General features: G+C 73.9%; 13 protein-coding genes. 3 read left to right on the top strand and 10 right to left on the bottom strand.

Features of this window, described 5'->3' with window-relative positions; translation table 11 throughout:
* Positions 1-202 precede the first annotated feature (202 nt).
* On the bottom strand, positions 203-640 hold the full coding sequence (locus tag AC069R_RS15590; protein ID WP_478767324.1) for an ATP-binding protein: 438 nt from the start codon (positions 638-640) through the stop codon (positions 203-205).
* Between the two features lie 203 nt (positions 641-843).
* Positions 844-1,185: an anti-sigma factor antagonist BldG gene (gene bldG, locus AC069R_RS15585; RefSeq protein WP_010986038.1), complete on the bottom strand. Its 342-nt coding sequence runs from the start codon at positions 1,183-1,185 to the stop codon at positions 844-846.
* Between the two features lie 81 nt (positions 1,186-1,266).
* Here bldG and AC069R_RS15580 point away from each other — a divergent pair, with 81 nt between their 5' ends.
* Complete coding sequence (locus AC069R_RS15580) at positions 1,267-3,843, top strand: DEAD/DEAH box helicase (RefSeq protein ID WP_478767323.1); 2,577 nt, start codon at positions 1,267-1,269, stop codon at positions 3,841-3,843.
* 143 nt (positions 3,844-3,986) lie between these two features.
* Here the strand turns inward: AC069R_RS15580 and AC069R_RS15575 are convergent, their stop codons facing one another.
* From AC069R_RS15575 to ssd, 7 genes are all read right to left on the bottom strand, one after another.
* A complete protein-coding gene (locus tag AC069R_RS15575) occupies positions 3,987-4,499 on the bottom strand; it encodes an Rv3654c family TadE-like protein (protein ID WP_478767322.1) in 513 nt (170 codons plus the stop codon).
* Positions 4,496-4,834, bottom strand: coding sequence for a TadE family type IV pilus minor pilin (locus AC069R_RS15570; protein ID WP_478767321.1), 339 nt, complete (start codon positions 4,832-4,834; stop codon positions 4,496-4,498). The genes AC069R_RS15575 and AC069R_RS15570 overlap by 4 nt, the downstream gene beginning before the upstream one ends.
* 22 nt (positions 4,835-4,856) lie before the next feature.
* Complete coding sequence (locus tag AC069R_RS15565; protein ID WP_397987225.1) at positions 4,857-4,994, bottom strand: DUF4244 domain-containing protein; 138 nt, start codon at positions 4,992-4,994, stop codon at positions 4,857-4,859.
* 128 nt (positions 4,995-5,122) lie between these two features.
* Positions 5,123-5,905 (bottom strand): type II secretion system F family protein, encoded by a 783-nt coding sequence (locus AC069R_RS15560; protein WP_478767320.1) that lies wholly within the window; start codon positions 5,903-5,905, stop codon positions 5,123-5,125.
* A 34-nt stretch (positions 5,906-5,939) separates the two neighbouring features.
* The gene (locus AC069R_RS15555) at positions 5,940-6,785 is read right to left on the bottom strand and encodes a type II secretion system F family protein (RefSeq protein WP_478767416.1); all 846 of its coding nucleotides are present in this window, start codon (positions 6,783-6,785) and stop codon (positions 5,940-5,942) included.
* 7 nt (positions 6,786-6,792) lie between these two features.
* Positions 6,793-8,106 carry a TadA family conjugal transfer-associated ATPase gene (locus AC069R_RS15550; RefSeq protein ID WP_478767415.1) on the bottom strand — a complete coding sequence of 438 codons (1,314 nt, stop codon included), beginning with the start codon at positions 8,104-8,106 and terminating at the stop codon, positions 6,793-6,795.
* Between the two features lie 56 nt (positions 8,107-8,162).
* Complete coding sequence (gene ssd / locus AC069R_RS15545) at positions 8,163-9,260, bottom strand: septum site-determining protein Ssd (RefSeq protein WP_478767319.1); 1,098 nt, start codon at positions 9,258-9,260, stop codon at positions 8,163-8,165.
* Between the two features lie 601 nt (positions 9,261-9,861).
* Here ssd and AC069R_RS15540 point away from each other — a divergent pair.
* On the top strand, positions 9,862-10,692 hold the full coding sequence (locus AC069R_RS15540; protein WP_478767318.1) for an HAD family hydrolase: 831 nt from the start codon (positions 9,862-9,864) through the stop codon (positions 10,690-10,692).
* 396 nt (positions 10,693-11,088) lie between these two features.
* Here the strand turns inward: AC069R_RS15540 and AC069R_RS15535 are convergent, their stop codons facing one another.
* Positions 11,089-11,913, bottom strand: coding sequence for a Fic family protein (locus tag AC069R_RS15535; protein ID WP_478767317.1), 825 nt, complete (start codon positions 11,911-11,913; stop codon positions 11,089-11,091).
* Between the two features lie 101 nt (positions 11,914-12,014).
* Between AC069R_RS15535 and AC069R_RS15530 the strand changes: the two genes are divergently transcribed.
* On the top strand, positions 12,015-13,082 hold the full coding sequence (locus AC069R_RS15530) for an ATP-binding protein (RefSeq protein ID WP_478767316.1): 1,068 nt from the start codon (positions 12,015-12,017) through the stop codon (positions 13,080-13,082).
* Positions 13,083-13,133: the final 51 nt, after the last annotated feature.

Raw genomic sequence — 13,133 nt, 5'->3', positions numbered from 1 at the left:
TCGAAAGAGGTAATGCCTCAAAAGCATTGACGGACGCCGTCGATCCCATGGAATCTTGATCGAATGATACGGCTATTGATCGTGAATTCCTTCACGAATTCCGGGAGGCGCCGGAAATGATCTGCCTGAAACACGATCAGGGCCCTGCCGAGCAGGGCCCTGATCCGGTCGTGTGTTCGGGTCGTCGCGTGGCGGGACGGCCTCAGCCGACGGTGACCGTCGACGAGGCGGCGGGCCAGGTCATGCGGATCAGTCCGCCGTTCTCCCCGGTGGTGACCTCGACGTCGTCCACGAGGCCGCTGATGACCGCGAGGCCCATCTCGTCCTCCTCGGCCTCCACGTCCGCGTCCGCGGCGGCGCCATGGGTCACCTGCTCGGCGGGAACCGCGTGCGGAGCCTCGTCGCCGACCTCGATGGAGAACTGTTTCTCCTCTTCGATCAGCGCCACCTTCACCGGCGCGTCGATGCCGCTGGTCTGGTGGAGCCCCACGGCACGGGAGCACGCCTCGCCCACGGCGAGCCGCACCTCGTCCAGAACGGCCTCGTCCACTCCGGCCCTGCGTGCCACCGCGGCCGCCACCAGGCGGGCGGTCCTGACGTGCTCGGGCAGCGCGCTGAAGCGGAGTTCGACGGTGGCCATGCATCCCCCTCACGACTACGGGACTGCGGTCGGGCGGGCTCGCCGGACCCGCCCCTCATGAACTTCGATACCCGGATCCACCCGGACGCACCCGGCACAGCCCCCTACGGGGTGCGAGACAGGGCACGACGGCCGGAACCGGGCATGACCCACCGGCGGCCCCGCCGCGGGCAGACGTCGGCGGCAGGGTCGGCCGGATCGGGTCAGTCGGTGGCCGCCACCGCTTCCTCGACCGAGGTGTGGATCGGGAACACCTTGGTGAGGCCGGTGATACGGAAGATCTTGAGAATGCGCTCCTGGTTGCAGACCAGGCGCAGCGAGCCCTCATGGGCACGCACTCGCTTCAGGCCGCCGACCAGCACGCCGAGTCCGGTGGAGTCGAGGAAGTCCACGCCCTCCATGTCGACGACAAGGTGGAAATTGCCGTCATTCACCAGCTCGACCAGCTGCTCGCGCAGCTTGGGCGCGGTGTATACATCGATTTCGCCACCGACCTCGACGACCGTACGATCGCCGACGGTACGGGTCGACAGGGACAGGTCCACGGATCCTCCAGCACCTTGCTATCGAGCGGTCGCCCCTCGGGCATCTTGACGTGCGGCCCTCGGGACGCAACGCCAGCCGCGATGGCATTCAATCACTTACCGGCGTGCGTGTACGACGCCTTGACTCCATTGTCCGTCACGCCAGTGACACACTCGGTGCCGATGGCCAAGAATCACCGATCCGATCGACCCGTGCCGGACCCGGCGTCCCGCCCGTCGCCGGGCGCTGTCCTGGACAGGCTCGCCTCCGGTCCGAGCCGGGCTGCGCGCATCACTCATACGGAGCACTTGCCCCCGCGCACGGGCCGCCATGCCGTCTGGCCTGACCGGATTCGGTCCGAGGTGATCGCGGCCGTACAGGAGTGCGGCATCGAGCATCCCTGGGCGCACCAGGCGCTGGCCGCCGAGCACGCCCTGGACGGCGATTCGGTGGTCGTCGCCACCGGCACCGCCTCCGGCAAGTCCCTCGCGTACCTCGTGCCCGTGCTGTCCACCCTTCTGGAGGGTTCCGGAGCACCCACCCGATGGACACAGCAGCGCGAAGCGCTTGCCGGGGGTGGTGACGGGCGACGGGCGGGCGGCCGAGGCGCCACCGCGCTGTACCTCTCCCCCACCAAGGCGCTCGCGGCGGACCAGTGCCGGGCGGTGAAGGAACTTTCACAACCGCTGGGCAGCGCGGTCCGCCCCGCCGTGTACGACGGCGACACCCCGTACGAGGAACGCGAGTGGGTACGCCAATACGCCAACTACGTCCTCACCAACCCCGACATGCTGCACCGCGGGATACTGCCCGCCCACCCGCGCTGGGCCTCCTTCCTGAAGTCGCTGAAGTACGTCGTCATCGACGAGTGCCACACCTACCGGGGCGTCTTCGGCTCGCACGTCGCCCAGGTGCTGCGCCGGCTGCGCCGCGTCTGCGCCCGTTACGGCTCCTCCCCGGTCTTCCTGCTGGCCTCCGCGACCGCCGCCGAACCCGCCGTCGCCGCCCGCCGGCTGACCGGTCTGCCGGTGGTGGAGGTCGCCGACGACGCCTCCCCGCGCGGCGAGCTGGTCTTCGCCCTGTGGGAGCCGCCGCTCACCGAGCTGCACGGCGAGAAGGGCGCGCCGGTACGCCGCACCGCCACCGCCGAGACCGCCGATCTGCTGACCGACCTGACCGTGCAGGGCGTGCGCTCGGTCGCCTTCGTACGTTCCCGGCGCGGCGCCGAGCTGATCTCGGTGATCGCCCAGGAGAAACTGGCCGAGGTCGACCGCTCCCTGGCCCGGCGGGTCGCCGCCTATCGCGGCGGCTACCTCCCCGAGGAGCGGCGCGCCCTGGAACGCGCCCTGCACTCCGGGGAACTCCTCGGGCTCGCCGCCACCACGGCCCTGGAGCTGGGCGTGGACGTCTCCGGGCTGGACGCGGTGGTGATCTGCGGCTATCCGGGCACACGGGCCTCCCTGTGGCAGCAGGCGGGGCGCGCGGGACGCTCCGGGCAGGGCGCCCTCGCGGTCCTCGTCGCGCGGGACGATCCGCTGGACACCTTCCTCGTCCACCACCCGGAGGCCCTGTTCGACCGGCCGGTGGAGTCGACCGTCCTCGACCCCGACAACCCCTACGTCCTCGCCCCGCACCTGTGCGCCGCCGCGTCGGAACTCCCGCTGACCGAGGAGGATTTCGTCCTGTTCGGTCCCGCCTGCGCGGACGTACTGCCGCAGCTGGAGGCCGCGAAGCTGCTGCGCCGGCGGACCCGCGCCTGGCACTGGACCCGCCGGGAACGGGCCGCCGACCTCACCGACATCCGCGGCGCGGGCGGGCGCCCGGTGCAGATCGTGGAGGAGGGCACGGGGCGCCTGCTCGGCACGGTCGACGAGGCCGCCGCGCACTCCACCGTCCACGAGGGCGCGGTCCACCTCCATCAGGGCCGCACCTATCTGGTGCGCTCCCTGGACCTGGAGGAGTCGGTCGCCCTGGTCGAGCAGGCCGAGCCGCCGTACTCCACGGTCGCCCGCGACACCACCGCCATCTCCGTCCTGGAGACCGACACCGAGATCCCCTGGGGCGCGGGCCGGCTCTGCTACGGCTCCGTCGAGGTCACCAACCAGGTGGTCTCCTTCCTGCGCCGGCGCCTGATCACCGGCGAGGTGCTGGGCGAGACGAAACTCGGCCTCCCTCCCCGTACGCTGCGCACGCGCGCGGTGTGGTGGACGGTCACCGAGGACCAGCTGGACGAGGCCCGGATCAGCCCGGAGATCCTCGGCGGCGCCCTGCACGCCGCCGAGCACGCCTCCATCGGCATGCTGCCGCTTTTCGCGACCTGCGACCGCTGGGACATCGGCGGCGTCTCCGTGCCGCTGCATCCCGACACCCTCCTTCCGACGGTCTTCGTGTACGACGGCCACCCCGGCGGCGCGGGATTCGCCGAGCGCGCCTTCCACACCGCCCGCGCCTGGCTCACCGCCACCCGCGAGGCCATCGCCTCCTGCGAGTGCGATGCCGGCTGCCCCTCCTGCATCCAGTCCCCCAAGTGCGGCAACGGCAACGACCCCCTCCACAAACGCGGTGCGGTCCGCCTCCTGACGACCCTGCTGCGCGACGCACCACAACCACCGGAGGAGAAGCCGGAGCCAGAAACCCCACCGGGGGAACCGGCGCCCGCTTCGGGACGGGGGGGCTGACGCCGGGGGCAGAGCGGATCGGGTGACGGGGACGCTTTGACAACCAGGCCGGGGCCACGGGGCCTGGAACCGGCGGCCCCGAGTACCTGCGCACCTGGAGCGGCGGCCCGAGTGCCGGTGGGCGGGCTCGCCCGGTGCCCGCGTCACCGGTTCTCCGGGGCGGAGTGTGGCGGTTCGAGGAGCTGCCGAGCGGGTTCCGGCGGGGCGGGGGGCGGTGGGCCTGCCGGGCCGGCCTTGGAGCGGACCTCCGCCGTGAAGGGGCCGCTTCCCGAGGCCGCGGTCACGTCCGCGATCTCGCCCTCGACCGCGCAGCGCACCAGCCGTACCCCCTGGGCCGACGCCACCCGGCCGGCTCGGGCGCAGGCCGGCCCGCCGCCCTCGGCCCAGTGGTCCGCGGCCGCGAGTGCCGCCAGGTCCGCGCCGCCGGCCGCCCGGTGCCGGACGGTGACGGCGTGCCCGAGCGCCAGCACCGCGCCGAACACCACGCAGAGCACCGCGATCGCCCCGAGCCCCCAGACGGAGGCGGAACCCCGGTCGGAGCCGTACCGTCCCGCCGGCCGCCGAGCCGGAACCCGGTCCCGGCCCCGACTCCAGTGCCGGCCGCGGGCCCGCGCCCGATTCCAGCGGCTCCATGCCCGCGCCCCCTGCCGCCTCACGGCACCGCACCCCTCTCTCCGACCGTCTCCTCCGCCAACGCCACGGCCTCCTCGCGGAGTTCGAAGGGCAGCCCGCCGAGCACCGGCGGTCTCGCGACCACCGTCACCCGGACCTGGTCGCCCTCCCGCCCGACCGTCACGCGGGCCCCGCGCGGCGCCGCCTGGCGGGTCACCGACAGCACCGCGGCGGGCGGGTCCTGGCGGGCGGCGGCCCGTGCGCCGGCGCGGGCCGCGTCCACGCACCGGATCTGCGCCGCCGCCACGAGCAGCCCCCAGACCAGCGCCATCGTGAACGCCACCAGCACGCACAGCACCATGGCCGCCTCCGCCGTCACGAACCCACCGTCCGAGCCCCGTTCACATCCGCGCACTGAGGGCCTTCTTCACGATGGACTGGAGCTCCGCCCGCACCTGGCCGCTGGTGACGACCTCGTAGAGCAGCAACGCGAATCCGACGGCCGCGATGATCCCCATCGCGTACTCGGAGGTCACCATCCCGGAGTCCCGACGGCACACCCGCCGCACCCCCGCCAGCACCTTGACGATCTTCCTGTTCACTTCAACTCCCTTGCCTCACATGTACGTTCTGGTCGGTCGTCTTCCACGGCGTCCACCGCCGCCCCTCACCTCCCCGCCATCACCCCGCCCGCCAGTCCGATCACCACGGGCAGCACCCCGAGCGCCACGAAGGCGGGCAGGAAGCACAGCCCCACCGGCGCGGAGATCAGTACGGCCGCCCGCCGGGCCCGTGCCGTCGCGGTGCGGCTCCACTCCGCGCGGGTGTCCGAGGCGATACGGGCCACCGGAGCGGCGGCGGGCAGCCCCGACTCGTCGGCCCGCTCCAGCAGCCGTGCCAGGGCGCCCGCGCCCGGCAGCGCGGCCAGGTCGCGCCAGGCGTCCGCCGGTGTGCCGCCGAGCCGCACCTCCGCCGCGCCCCGCGCCAGCGCCCGCCCCGCGGGACCGCCCAGGGCCTCCCCCACCGCCTGCGCGGCGACCACCGGCCCGGCGCCGGCCGCGATGCAGGCCGCCAGCAGATCGGCGGCGAGCGGCAGTTGGCGCGCGGCCTCGGCGGTATCGACGGCCGTCGCCCCGCTCCCGGCCACCTGACGGGCCCGCCAGCGCCAGAGCACGGCACCGACGCCGAGCCCGAGCAAAGCCCCGACGGCGCCGCCGACCAGCACCCACACCCCGCCCGCCGCGCCCACGGGCGGCAGCCATCGCCGTACCGCGTCCAGGACGGGCCAGGGCGGCGGCTTCTCCGTCCCGGCCCCCGGTGCCAGCAGCCCGGCCGCCCGCTGCCGCGCCCGGCGTCCCCGCCGGACCGACACCACCAGCCGGCCGCCCCAGCCGAGCGCCAGCGCCAGGACCGCGGCCGTCCCCAGCCTGTGCACGACATCCCCGCTCACGCCCTCACCTCTCTCCGCGTCCCGGACCAGCCGCTCACGCCGCCCCCGCTGCCCGCACGATCCGCGCGGACCACCACAGCCCGGCCGTCTCGAACACCGCGCCGGTCAGCAGGCAGCCGAGGCCGGGGCCGCTGTGCAGGAGGACCCGCAGCGGGGCGGCGCCCATGGCCGCGCCGAGCAGGAGGCCGAGGGCGGGAAGGGCGGCGAGCAGGACGGCGGTGGCCCTGGCGCCCGCCAACTGGGCGCGTAGATCCGCACATTGGTCCCGCTCGGCACGCAGGGCGCCGTCCAGCCGGTCGAGGCCGGCCGCGAGCCCCGCGCCCTGGTCGACGGCCACCCGCCAGCACGCGGCCAGCCCGAGCAGCCCCTCGGCGCCCGGCTGCCGGGCCGCCGCGGCGAGGGCGCCGGGCACGTCCCCGCCGAAGCGGGCCGCCGCGACCACGGCTGCCTCTGCCTCGCCCAGCCCGCCCGAGTCCCGCGCCGCCCGCAGCAGCGCCTCGCCGGGCTGCCGTCCGGCCCGCACCTCACCGGCGAACGCCCCGCACAGGGCGATCACCCGGTCCACCCGCTGCTCCCGGTCGCGTCTCGCTTCCCCGGCCAGCCGCACCCGGCGCAGCACGGGCACCCCGGCCGCTCCCGCGACGACCGGAATCACCGAGGCGCCCAGCAGGGCGAGCAGCAGCCCGGCGGCCAGGGCCCACCACTCGATTCCCCAACGGGCACGCAACCGCCGTAACGCCGAGACGAGTTGGTCCTGTACCGACGGACCGGCCCCCGGTCCCCCGCCCCCGGCCAGCAGCAGCCGCGCCCGCCGCGTCCCGTGGTGCCGCTCGCACAGCAGCCATCCCAGCGCGCCGAGGCAGATCAGCGCGGCCCCCATCGACATCTCACCCGTCACCCTCGCCCCCACCGAAGCCCCCGTCACCCTCGCCCCCACCGAAGCCGTCACCATCGCCGCCAAAGCTGTCGCCGGGCCCGTCACCCTCGCCGCCGCCGACGCCGTCACCGAAGCCGTCCTCGAACTCCCCGGCCCCACCCAGCAGCCGTGCCAACCGCCCCCACCCCTTCTCCCGCACGAACGCCCGCTCACCCCACCGCAGCGCGGGCACCGTCCGCACCAGCCCCGTGGCGTCCCGCTCCAGGACGTGCACCTCCGCGATCCGGCGCCGTCCGGACCGGTCCCGCACCAGGTGGAGCACCACGGACAGGGCCGCCGCCAACTGGCTGTGCAGGGCGGCGCGGTCGAGCCCCGCGGCCGTGGCCAGCGCCTCCAGGCGGGCCGGTACGTCCCCGGCCGTGTTGGCGTGGACCGTGCAACAGCCGCCCTCATGGCCCGTGTTGAGCGCGGCCAGCAGATGGACGACCTCGGGCCCGCGCACCTCTCCGACGACCAGCCGGTCCGGCCGCATCCGCAGGGCCTGGCGCACCAGGTCCTCAAGGGTGACCAGGCCCGCGCCCTCCTGGTTGGCGGGCCGGGTCTCCAGCCGGACGACATGCGGATGGTCGGGTCTCAGCTCGGCGGAGTCCTCGGCGAGCACGATCCGCTCATCCGCGCCGACCAGGCCCAGCAGGGCGCTGAGCAGCGTCGTCTTGCCGCTGCCGGTGCCACCGCTGACCAGGAAGGACAGCCGGGCGGCCAGCAGGGCGCGCAGGATCCGGTCGCCGCCGGGCGGGACCGTGCCGGCCGCCACCAGTTCGGCGAGGGTGAAGGCCCGCGGCCGTACCACCCGCAGGGCCAGACAGGTACAGCCGACGGCGACCGGGGGCAGCACCGCGTGCAGCCGGGTGCCGTCGGGGAGCCGGGCGTCCGCCCACGGCCGGGCGTCGTCCAGCCAGCGTCCGGCCACCGCGGCGAGCCGCTGCGCGAGGCGTCGTACCGCCGCCGCGTCGGGGAAGGTCACCGGCGTCAGCTCCAGGCCGCCGCCCCGGTCCACCCACACCCGGTCGGGCGCGGACACCAGTACGTCGGTGACCTCGGGATCGGCGAGCAACGGCTCCAGGGGCCCGGTGCCGACCAGTTCGGATCTCAGCCGCTCGGCCACCCCGAGGACCTCGGCGTCCCCGAGCACCCGCCCCTGTGCGCGCAGCGCCTGCGCGACCCGCGCCGGGGTGGGTTCGGCGCCGCTCTCGGCGAGCCGCCGGCGCACCCCGTCGAGCAGGGCGGCCTGGCCGGGCACGTCGAAGCTCGCCCCGCGTCCCAGGACCCCGCTCGTCCCATGCCCCCGGACCCCGCTCACTTCACGCCCCCCGAGCCCGCTCACCTCGCACCCCCGGACTCCACCAGCGCCCGCTCCCAGAACCCCGTGCAGAACCGGGCCAACGGGCCGCGTCCGCTCGCGCCCGGCGGTTTCGCGCCGCCCCTCGGCCGCAGCAAGCCGGGCTCCACCGGCACCTCCCCCGCGAGCGGCAGGCCGAGCAGGCGGGCCACCTCGCGGTCGTCCAGACCGGGCGCGTACGGCCCGCGCACCGCGACCCGCAGATCGCGGACGACCATGCCGACGGCGGTGGCGATCCGGCCGGCCGCGGCGAGTGCCCGCAGTTCGGCGGGGACGACGAGGAGGGCCAGGTCGAGCTGGGCGAGGACCTCGCCGACCCCGTCGTCCAGGCGGCGCGGCAGATCGACCACGACGGCACCGCCGCGACGCCGGGCGGCGGCGAGCACCGCGCGCACGGCCTGCGGCGGCACGGCGACGCAGTCGCCCCGGTCCCAGCTGAGCACCCGCAGGGAGTGCAGCGCGGGCAGCGACTCCTCCAGGGCGCCGCCGCCGACCCGGCCGCGGGAGGCGGCAAAGGCCGGCCAGCGCAGGCCCTCGGCGCCCTCGCCGCCGAGCAGCACATCAAGGCCGCCGCCGAGCGGATCGGCGTCCACGAGCAGGGTGCGCAGCCCCTCGCGGGCGGCGGTGACGGCGAGCGCGCAGGCCAGGGTGGACGCGCCGGCCCCGCCCCGGCCGCCGATCACGCCGACGGTGAGGGCCGGGCGGCCGACCCCCTCGGCGACATCGGCGATCCGGTCGACCAGCCACTGCTCGCCCTCGGGGAGGATCAGCACATGGTCGGCGCCGATCTCCATGCCGCGCCGCCATACGTCCGGGTCCTCCTTGTCCCGGCCGATCAACACCACCTGGCGCCGGCGCGCGGCCCCGAGCAGCCGGTGGGCGGCGTCGTCCCCGACCAGCACGAGCGGGGCCGCCGCCCAGGTGTCGCCCTGGTCGGGGACGCCGTGGTGCACCTCGGGTGTCGCGCCCGCGGCCGCGCACAGGCGCAGCAGGTCGTCCAGGAGCGCGGCGTCCTCGGTGACGATGAGCGGACCGCCGCCGCGGGCGGCCGGTGGGTCATGGGTGATGGTTCCGGACACGGTGTTCCCCCTTCGCCGCGCGGCCCCGCGGCCACGCGATTTCCCGACATGTGGAGAACCGGCGGGCGGCTTCCATATGAACGTCATGAACGGCGACATGAACGGCCGACCGGAATCGGCCATACGCCTCCCGCAAACGGAACCGGCCGTGAACTCGCCGCGGCGGGAGCGCGTGGGAATCACCGTGCGCCGATCCGCGAAATCGTGTGGATCTTGGTCGAAAACCGTGGACAACTCAGGCCCTGTGAATAACTGCGTCACCCGAACCGGTGACGCCGGTACCGACCGCTGTGCGGCATCCACAGCGCAGCCCTACGATTACCCGGAGTAACGGATCATGGGCGCGCGAAAGCGGCGGTCGCGACGCGGAAGCGCCGGCCGCTCGGCCGTACGAGGGAAGGAAAGAGGCGGAAAAACCCGTCCGGACATGCGACGACCCCCGCCGGGGGGGAGAGCGGGGGTCGTCCCCACGGCCGACTCGGGGGGGGAGGAGCCGGACCGGGTTAGCACGGTCGCGAACGATCCGTGACTTCCATGGTGTACCCGAGAGCCTTCTCAGGCAAACCCACACGCCCCACCTTACGCCGAATGGTGGGCGCCTATGCTCAGGGGCGTGGAAAACCACTCCTTGCCCCGCGCGGCGGCCTTCTTCGACCTGGACAAGACAGTCATTGCGAAGTCCAGCACACTCACCTTCGGCAAGTCCTTCTACCAAGGCGGGCTGATCAACCGCAGGGCCGCGTTGCGCACCGCCTATGCCCAGTTCGTGTTCCTGGCCGGCGGTCTGGACCATGACCAGATGGAGCGGATGCGCGCCTATCTCTCGGACATGGTCCGGGGCTGGAACCAGCAGCAGGTGCGGGAGATCGTGGCCGAGACCCTGCACGACCTGATCGATCCGATCATCTACGACGAGGCCGCCTCGCTCATCGAGGAGCACCACACGGCCGGCCGGGACGTGGTGATCGTGTCCACCTCCGGCGCCGAGGTGGTCGAGCCGATCGGTGAACTCCTGGGCGCGGACCGGGTGGTGGCCACCCGCATGGTCGTCGGCGAGGACGGCTGCTTCACCGGCGAGGTGGAGTACTACGCCTACGGCCCGACCAAGGCGGAGGCGATCCGCGGACTGGCCGCCTCCGAGGGCTACGACCTCGACCGCTGCTTCGCCTACAGCGACTCGGCGACCGACCTGCCGATGCTCCAGGCGGTCGGGCACCCGCACGCCGTCAACCCGGACCGGGCGCTGCGCCGCGAGGCCGTCGCGCGCAACTGGCCGGTCCTGGAGTTCCGCCGCCCCGTCCCGCTCAAGAAGCGGCTGCCCACCCTCTCCGTGCCGCCGCGCCCCGCACTGGTCGCGGCGGCGGCCGTGGGAGCGGCGGCCGCGACGGCCGGCCTCGTCTGGTACGCCAACCGGCGCCGGGGCACCGTATGACGAGCCCCGGCTGACGGCACGTACCGCGCGCCCCTGAGCGCCCTTTTCGCCCCTGCTTGCACCCGAAAGTAAAGAAGTGCGGGCAGGGGTTCCGCTTGTCCGCACCGCGCGGTACAAAGAAATCAGCGGCCCGCGCGACCATGGACATCCGAGAGGATCCCCAACCACTACGCAAATGGCCCACGGACCACCGCATGAACACCGGGCACCCACGCGACGTCGACCCGTCGATTACGGGCCAGCCGCACCAGGTACGGGCAAAGTCCCCGTCCTGATGGGCGAGTTATCGAGGACGCTTGGTAACCGGGCGTTCATGCCAGCGGCGGTACGAGCACTCGTACCGCCGCATCTTCGTCCGCACCCGGCCGGCCTCTGCCCGCGCCCGGCCGCGAAACCTCAGGCCGCGCCGCGCTGAAGCGCCTCGCACACCGCCGTCGACTCCCGCGCCCCGAACTCGACCGCGCGCCCGCAGTGTGCGATCCAGGCCGCCATGCCCTCGGGAGTGCCCGAGACATAGCCGTCCAGCGCCGCCAGGTACTCGGCGCGCCCCTGTTCGGCGTGGCCGACCTCGGCCGGGCAGATCGCCTTGGGATCCAGGCCGCTGCCGATCAGCACGATCCGCTCGGCGGCGCGCGCGACGAGCCCGTTGTGCGAGGTGAAGGGGCGCAGTGCGAGCAGTTCGCCGTGCACCACGGCCGCCGTCACCAGGGCCGGGGCGGAGCTGCCCGCGATGATCAGGTCCGCGAGTCCGTCCAGCCGCCCGGAGACCTCCCGCGCGTCCGGCAGCGGCATCTCGACCAGCGGCTCGTCCACCGCCTCGCCGGCCTGGCGCGGCCGGCCGACCCGGCTCTCGTCGCTCGCCGCGGCCACCAGGTGCAGCCGGGCCAGCACCCGCAGCGGCGACTGCCGCCAGATGGACAGCAGTTGACCCGCCTCGGCCGTCAGCCGCAGGGCCGCGCCCATGACCCGCGCCTCGTCGTCGGTGCCGAAGTCGGTGCGCCGCCGCACCTCCTCCAGCGCCCAGTCGGCGCCGGAGAGCGCCGCCGAGCCGCGGGCGGCGCGCAGGGCGGCCTCGGAGGTGATCTCGTTGCTGCGGCGCCGCATGATCCGGTGCCCGTAGACCCGGTCCACGGCCTTGCGCACGGACTCCACGGACTCGGCCACGCCGGGCAGTGCGCCCAGGGCCGCGAGCGGATCGGCGTTCGCGCCTGTCGTACTCATGAGTACGACCCTACGCACCCGACCGGCAGACCCCACGAAGGAGTGGTCTTCTTCACTCAGTCATGCCACATACAGCTATCACTCAACTACGCTTGGTGAACATGAAAATTGCTTTCGTCGGGAAGGGCGGGAGTGGCAAGACCACGCTCTCCTCCCTTTTCATCCGCCATCTCGCCCAGGCCAAGGCCGCCGTCGTCGCGATCGACGCGGACATCAACCAGCACCTCGGCCCCGCGCTCGGCCTGGACGAGGCCGAGGCGGCCGCGCTGCCCGCCATGGGCGAGCGGCTGCCGCTGATCAAGGACTATCTGCGCGGCGGCAACCCGCGCATCGCCTCCGCCGCCAGCATGATCAAGACGACCCCGCCGGGGCGGGGCTCGCGGCTGGTGCGGGTGCGCGAGCCCAACCCGGTCTACGACGCCTGCGCGCGCCCGGTGGAGCTCGACGGCGGCGCCGTCCGCCTGATGGTCACCGGCCCCTTCACCGACGCCGATCTCGGCGTCGCCTGCTACCACTCCAAGACCGGAGCGGTGGAGCTGTACCTGAACCACCTCGTCGACGGCCCCGACGAGTACGTGGTGGTCGACATGACCGCGGGCTCGGACTCCTTCGCCTCCGGCATGTTCACCCGCTTCGACATGACGTTCCTGGTCGCCGAACCGACCCGCAAGGGCGTCTCCGTCTACCGCCAGTACAAGGAGTACGCCCGCGACTACGGCATCGCCCTGAAGGTCGTCGGCAACAAGATCCAGGAGCAGGACGACATCGACTTCCTGCGCGCGGAGGTCGGGGACGACCTGCTGGTCACGGTCGGGCGCTCGGACTGGGTGCGGGCCATGGAGAAGGGCCGCCCGCCGCGGTTCGACCTCCTGGAGGAGGCCAACGCCCGTGCGCTCGCGACCCTGCGGGCCACCGCGGACGCCATGTACGAGCGGCGGGACCCGGAGCGCTACATGCGCCAGATGGTGCACTTCCACCTGAAGAACGCCGAGTCGTGGGGCAATGAGCGCACCGGGCTCGACCTGGCGGCGCAGGTCGACCCCGGCTTCGTCCTCGGCGAAGGCGTCGAAGACCTCGAAGCGGGCGTCGCGGCGGGCGGCGTCGAGGCCGGCGTCACAGCGAGCGGCGTCGCAGCGGGTGCCGAGGCGGGCGTGTCGACGCCCGCCTGACAACTCCCGCCCGACAGCTGCCGCCCGACAGCTGCCGCCCGGCAGCTCCCG

The organism is Streptomyces sp. NPDC043952, from assembly GCF_056435325.1.
This window is presented reverse-complemented; position numbering and strand designations above follow the sequence as displayed.

Coding starts and splice junctions, on each gene's coding strand:
- AC069R_RS15535 (WP_478767317.1), bottom strand. CDS start 11,913: ATGAGTACGACAGGCGCGAACGCCGATCCGCTCGCGGCCCTGGGCGCA.
- AC069R_RS15555 (WP_478767416.1), bottom strand. CDS start 6,785: ATGGGGGCCGCGCTGATCTGCCTCGGCGCGCTGGGATGGCTGCTGTGC.
- AC069R_RS15590 (WP_478767324.1), bottom strand. CDS start 640: ATGGCCACCGTCGAACTCCGCTTCAGCGCGCTGCCCGAGCACGTCAGG.
- AC069R_RS15565 (WP_397987225.1), bottom strand. CDS start 4,994: ATGGTGACCTCCGAGTACGCGATGGGGATCATCGCGGCCGTCGGATTC.
- AC069R_RS15580 (WP_478767323.1), top strand. CDS start 1,267: ATGGCATTCAATCACTTACCGGCGTGCGTGTACGACGCCTTGACTCCA.
- AC069R_RS15540 (WP_478767318.1), top strand. CDS start 9,862: ATGCTCAGGGGCGTGGAAAACCACTCCTTGCCCCGCGCGGCGGCCTTC.
- AC069R_RS15530 (WP_478767316.1), top strand. CDS start 12,015: ATGAAAATTGCTTTCGTCGGGAAGGGCGGGAGTGGCAAGACCACGCTC.